Below are 5,831 nucleotides of genomic sequence, written 5' to 3'. Positions count from 1 at the left end.
TTTGAACCCCCGACCTTCGGTTTACAAAACCGCTGCACTACCACTGTGCTAATCCGGCAATATACAATCAACACGTGCAGTTCTATGCCTGATTTTAGATTTAATTTCAAGAAAAAAATACAAAAAAGTTAATATTTTTAATTTTTATAATAAAAAATCAATTTTTTTTGATTGCTTGAAATTAAATTGATAATCATGAAGTGAAGGGGGATTATATGAAAACAGTTTTGTTTTCCAATTATTTTCCATGGATATACAATATATGCCTCATAAAATTGCAATAGGTCTTGATTTTGGTAGCGATTCCGTTCGCGCTCTGGCTGTAGATTGTCAAAATGGTGAAGAGCTTGCAGCAAGTATCACATATTATCCACGCTGGAAAAAGGGGTTGTTCTGTAATCCTATTCTAAATCAATTTCGGCAACATCCTCTGGATTTTATGGAATCATTAATAGAGGTTGTTTGCTCAGTCGTAAAACAATTGGGTGGTGTCGCTAAAAATATTGTTGCAATTGGAGTTGATGCGACAGGATCCAGTCCTGCACCATTAGATAGGCATGGTCAAATTCTTGCGTTACGGCCTGATTTTTCAGAAAATCCAAATGCAATGTTTATTTTATGGAAAGATCATACCGCTATTGAAGAGGCGGAAGAAATTAATCGATTATGTCAAAAACCAGCATATTCTGTTTTTTTAAAAGGATGTGGAGGGGTTTATTCATCAGAATGGTTTTGGTCAAAAATTTTGCATAGTTTCAGAAATGACGAGGCTGTTAAAAAAGCCACAGTATCTTGGGTTGAATGTTCAGATTGGATTCCCGCGTTGCTGACAGGCACAACCTTACCCCATATAATTAAAAGAAACAGATGTGCGGCTGGTCATAAATGCCTTTGGAATGAACAATGGGGCGGTTTACCTTCCTATGAGTTTTTTAAAGACCTAGATCCTGTACTGGTTGAAGAATTACCCTATCCGTTATTTAAAGAGACTTATACTGCTGATATGGCTGTTGGCAAGTTAACAAAGGAGTGGGCGGAAAAACTTGGTTTAAATGAAAATGTGACGGTTTCAGGCGGGGCAATTGATTCCCATGTCGGTGCAATAGGTGCGGGTGCTAAACCCTATAGTCTGGTAAAGGTCATAGGAACTTCAACTTGTGATATGTTAACGGCTGAAAATGAGCAGGTAAAAGGTAGGTTTATCAAAGGGATATGCGGACAGGTTAATGGTAGTATTGTCCCGGGATATATCGGTTTCGAGGCGGGACAATCCGCTTTTGGTGATATTTTTGCGTGGTTTCAACGTTTTTTAGGCTGGCCCTTGCAATTCTATGCACGTAATAATTTTACACATTTGCAAGAATTTTATGAAATTGAGCATGATTTACTAAATAATCTAGCTGAAGAATGGTATAAAAATAAGAATCTAGAATATTTACCGATTGCAGTTGACTGGTTTAATGGGCGTCGAACACCTTATGCCAATCAGCGTTTAAAAGGAACAATTACAGGATTAACATTGGCCACTGATGCAGTTGCGGTTTTTGGAAGCTTGATAGTTTCCACTGCCTGTGGTGCAAGGGCTATTATGGAATGTTTTGTAGAACAGGATATACCTATTAACACAATTATTGCAATTGGCGGAATTGCAAAAAAATCATCAATCATAATGCAGACATGTGCCGATATTATGAAACGTGAAATAAAAGTGTCAGCCTCTGAACAGTGTTGCGCTTTGGGGGGCGCCATTTTAGGGGCCGTAGCTGCAAAAGTGTATTCTTCAGTTTTGGAAGCTCAGCACCATATGTCCAGTCCTATATCCAAGATCTATAAACCTGATTTGCATTTATCTGAACAATACGAACGGATATACGGTCAGTATCAACAATGGGCTAGGGTTTCGGAAAGACAATATGTTTAAAATTAAGTATCAAAAAATATTTATCATCGGGAAAATGGGTGTTTATCCTGAAAAAACTTGATTACAAGAATGAAAATGCTTATCTTAATGATGTCCAGTAAATGGATGATAATTAAATAACGACGTTCTTGGGGCGAGGTGTAATTCCTCACCGACGGTAAGAGAATATCTTGTTCTTAAGCCCGTGAGCGCCTGTATTGTAATAATGCAGGGTCAAGCAGATTTTGGTGCGATTCCAAAGCCGACGGTTACAGTCCGGATGAGAAAGAACGATATAATTTACCTTTTACGTTTCGTTAATAACGTGAAGAAGGTATGTTATGGAGTGCCCGCGTGCGTCTAGAGATAGGAACTAGAAATGCAAGCACGCTTAGGTTCGGTTTCACAGGCTGAACAATTAAAAATGAATGAGGGAATTGATTTACCCGAAGCAATCTCTAATGCTTTTTCATATGCTATACGCGAAGCTTTACTTTATGTTGGGCAGACAGCGCCTAATCCTCCTGTTGGTTGTGTAATTTTAGATCAACAGGGTAAAATCCTTGCTGCTGCAGCCCATCATGAGGCAGGTAAGCTACATGCCGAGGCGTTGGCATTGCGGCAATGTCGTGTTGCAGGTGTTTGGGATAAAATTCATGATGTTATAGTAACGTTAGAACCCTGCAACCATATAGGGCGTACGCCACCTTGTTCTGAATCATTATTGCGAACTCCGGCCCGTCGTATATGGGTGGGAGTTGCTGATCCCAATCCTAATGTTTGTGGTGCTGGTAATGAACGGTTAAGACAAGGCGGCAAAGAAGTTTTTTTGTTAAGAGATCTTTGCGGTAAAAAATCTCTTTACTGGCAAAAAAAATGTGAGGATCTTATTGCTCCGTTTATTCAATCTGTGACAAGAGGGAAAGCCTGGATAACGGTTAAACAAGCTCTTGATGTTGCAGGCTCCATGATCCCACCAATAGGGAAAAAGACATTCACCTCTTTTACATCCCTATGTCAGGCTCATCAATTGCGGCGTGGAACTGAGGCGATTATAACAGGTGTGAATACAATTAAAGAGGATAATCCATCTTTCACCGTGCGCTATGTCCCTGATCACCCGGATCGAAAACGCTTGTTGATTATTTGCACTAAACAGCAAAAGCCTCTAGAGGAAATTGTCCCCGTAAATTATATCAAAAATGCTGAAAAAAATAATTTTTCTCTTGTTACATGTTCGAAAATTGATAATCTACCATATTTATTACATAATCATAATATATTGTGGGGGATGGTTGAAGGAGGGCCACAGTTATTGCAAGTCATTCGTCAAAAGAAACTTTGGGATGAATGGCTTATATTTCGAAAACAAAATAAAGGGGATGATCAGTTAAAGTTAATTTCTAACCATCTTGCTTCACCTACGCGATTACTTTTATCCCATTTCAATTTTGTTGACTTTTCGAAAAGAAAGGAGGGCACATTATGTTCTCTGGTATCATAGAGTTTCTTGGTGTTGTTTCAGCTGTTAAATATGAAAAGCAGGATTTAAAAATTCAAGCTATGGAAATTAAGATTAAAACTGGTATACCAGATTTGATTCTTGGTGAAAGTGTTGCCGTAAATGGTGTATGTTTGACGGTGACAAAACTAGGTACGAATGATGAAGCTTCCTTTTTTATCAGTTCAGAAACTTTAGATCGTACAAATCTATATGTTTTAATTGAAAATATGAAAGTAAATCTGGAACGGGCCGTAACACCTTCCACCCGGCTTTCTGGTCACATTGTTCAGGGGCATGTAGATGCAACTGGCCGTATTTTCAAAATTGAACAGAAAGGTGAGGCACATCAATTATTTGTCGCTTTACCTTCTTCATTACGTAAGTATGTTGTGGAAAAAGGTTCAATAGCCATAGATGGTGTCAGTTTAACTATTAACGGGATAAAAGAAACAGCTGAAGAAAATCACGGAATAAATGAGTTCCTGATTGATTTGATGATTATTCCGCATACTTGGAACCATACACGGCTCGGTTTGTTAAAGGTTGATGACATTGTCAATATCGAGGTTGATATCATTTCAAAATACGTGGAAAATCTATGTCAAGTTCAAAAGTGAATCAAACTTTAAGTGCGGAATTAAAACGTGCTGTTTCTGCCTTGCAAAATGGGCAGATGGTTTTGTTGGTTGACGATGAGGGACGTGAAAACGAAGGTGACCTGGTTGCTGCCGGGCAATTTGTAACGCCTGAGATCGTTAATTTTATGATTACGAATGCCAAAGGTTTACTTTGTATGCCTTTACAACGTGAGCTGGCGCAGAAACTTCGTTTACCATTAATGGTTCAACATAATACCTCACCACATGAGACAGCTTTTACAGTCTCTATAGAAGCAAAAGAGGGCATTACAACAGGTATTTCTGCTTCGGATCGTGCAAAAACCTTTGAAGTGGTTGCAAGGGATTGCGTCACTGCGCAGGATATTATTTGTCCCGGTCATGTTTTCCCCTTAATTGCCGATCCTAATGGTGTTTTATCCAGAAATGGACATACGGAAGGCTCAATTGATCTATTAAAAATCGCTGGATTGAAGCCTATTGCCGCAATTTGTGAGATTGTCAAAGATGATGGATCAATGGCAAGAATGCCGGAGCTTCGTCAGTTTGCTGAAAAATATGGTATTCCAATCGTTACAATTGCTGAAATTATACGTTGGCGTGAACAGTATGACGCGAAAAAATTGGATTCTGTATCTTCATTGGTGAAAGCGGGAACAAGAGCCCATTTACCCAATTGTTATGGTGGAGAGGATTTTAAGGTTCAGGCATTCATAGACTTGAAGGGTAATGAACATCTGGCCGTTATGAAAGGGGACTTTCCATTTCATCAAACCAATGAACAAATTCCCTTGGTTCGTCTGCATTCAGAATGTTTGACAGGGGATGTGTTTGGTTCTTTGCGATGTGATTGCGGTCCCCAATTACATCAGGCCTTGAAAATGATTGGTGAATCCGAATGTGGTGTTCTGTTATATTTATGCGGTCATGAAGGCCGTGGAATAGGGCTTTTTAATAAGATTGAGGCTTACGCATTACAGGAAAAAGGGTTTGATACGGTCGAAGCGAATCATCAATTGGGTTTTTTGACTGATATGCGTGACTGGAAAGTTGCTGGTGCTATTTTAAGAAAACTTGGTATCAAATCTTTAAATTTAATGACGAATAACAAGAACAAGGTTGAAATGATGAAAAAACAGGGTTTTGAAATTCGTCATCGTGTTTCATTGGAAATTGATGCTAACCCTTTTAACAGTCAATATTTAAAAACAAAACGAGATCGTATGGGGCATCTTTTAACCCATTTATCTGAAATATAAATTTCAGTTAGAGTTTATAACTAGTGAATAAAGGTTTTTACATGATAAAACAAGCTCCTCAATCAATACAGAAATTTTCATTTTCCAAGCCACCACGGATCGCAATAGTTGTTAGCCGGTTTAATCAAACAGTAACGAATGGATTGTGTCAAGGAGCACAGGAATGGTTGTCTGAACATCAAATTCCTTTTTATCAAGAAGATTTATATTATGCACCTGGAGCTTTTGAATTGCCTTTAATCGCACAAAAACTGGCCAAGTCAGGTAAATATGATGGTGTTGTATGTTTGGGGTGTGTAATTAAGGGAGATACAGCGCATTTTGAATTTATCAGTCTGGGTGCAACTATCGGATTGATGCAGGCCAGTTTGCATACAGAAGTTCCTATCAGTTTTGGTGTTTTAACCACTTATACTTCGGAACAGGCACAAATCCGTTCTGAAGAAAATAAGGAGAATAAGGGTCGTGAGGCTGTAGCAGCCTGTATTGAAAGTTTGGCTTTATTGCAAAAAATTTAAATTTCTCAAGCATTTAATTTTTCTTGGTAATTG

At 38.5% G+C, this 5,831-nt stretch carries 5 protein-coding genes and 1 riboswitch; all 5 genes read left to right on the top strand.

The features are described 5' to 3' along the window. Positions 1-262 precede the first annotated feature (262 nt). On the top strand, positions 263-1,921 hold the full coding sequence (locus U0839_RS08115) for a ribulokinase (RefSeq protein WP_155571701.1): 1,659 nt from the start codon (positions 263-265) through the stop codon (positions 1,919-1,921). A 120-nt stretch (positions 1,922-2,041) separates the two neighbouring features. Beyond that, positions 2,042-2,196, top strand: a riboswitch (FMN riboswitch). Positions 2,197-2,279: 83 nt separating this feature from the next. Continuing rightward, complete coding sequence (ribD, locus tag U0839_RS08110) at positions 2,280-3,404, top strand: bifunctional diaminohydroxyphosphoribosylaminopyrimidine deaminase/5-amino-6-(5-phosphoribosylamino)uracil reductase RibD (RefSeq protein ID WP_413550450.1); 1,125 nt, start codon at positions 2,280-2,282, stop codon at positions 3,402-3,404. Beyond that, positions 3,386-4,021 (top strand): riboflavin synthase, encoded by a 636-nt coding sequence (locus U0839_RS08105; RefSeq protein ID WP_110438635.1) that lies wholly within the window; start codon positions 3,386-3,388, stop codon positions 4,019-4,021. Before ribD ends, U0839_RS08105 begins: the two co-directional genes overlap by 19 nt. Beyond that, positions 4,003-5,280 carry a 3,4-dihydroxy-2-butanone-4-phosphate synthase gene (ribB, locus tag U0839_RS08100; RefSeq protein WP_413550449.1) on the top strand — a complete coding sequence of 426 codons (1,278 nt, stop codon included), beginning with the start codon at positions 4,003-4,005 and terminating at the stop codon, positions 5,278-5,280. Before U0839_RS08105 ends, ribB begins: the two co-directional genes overlap by 19 nt. A 41-nt stretch (positions 5,281-5,321) precedes the next feature. After that, positions 5,322-5,798 carry a 6,7-dimethyl-8-ribityllumazine synthase gene (gene ribH / locus U0839_RS08095; protein WP_155565079.1) on the top strand — a complete coding sequence of 159 codons (477 nt, stop codon included), beginning with the start codon at positions 5,322-5,324 and terminating at the stop codon, positions 5,796-5,798. Positions 5,799-5,831 lie beyond the last annotated feature (33 nt).

Source organism: Commensalibacter sp. A3DC, from assembly GCF_047307945.1.
GTDB classification, from domain to species: Bacteria; Pseudomonadota; Alphaproteobacteria; order Acetobacterales; family Acetobacteraceae; genus Commensalibacter; species Commensalibacter melissae.
Note: the sequence above shows the minus strand (reverse complement) of the source record. Positions and strands in the feature narration are given on the sequence as shown.

Excerpts from the sequence above, each read along its gene's own strand:
- U0839_RS08115 (WP_155571701.1), top strand. The coding sequence starts at position 263 with ATGCCTCATAAAATTGCAATAGGTCTTGATTTTGGTAGCGATTCCGTT.
- ribB (WP_413550449.1), top strand. The coding sequence starts at position 4,003 with ATGTCAAGTTCAAAAGTGAATCAAACTTTAAGTGCGGAATTAAAACGT.
- ribD (WP_413550450.1), top strand. The coding sequence starts at position 2,280 with ATGCAAGCACGCTTAGGTTCGGTTTCACAGGCTGAACAATTAAAAATG.
- U0839_RS08105 (WP_110438635.1), top strand. The coding sequence starts at position 3,386 with ATGTTCTCTGGTATCATAGAGTTTCTTGGTGTTGTTTCAGCTGTTAAA.
- ribH (WP_155565079.1), top strand. The coding sequence starts at position 5,322 with ATGATAAAACAAGCTCCTCAATCAATACAGAAATTTTCATTTTCCAAG.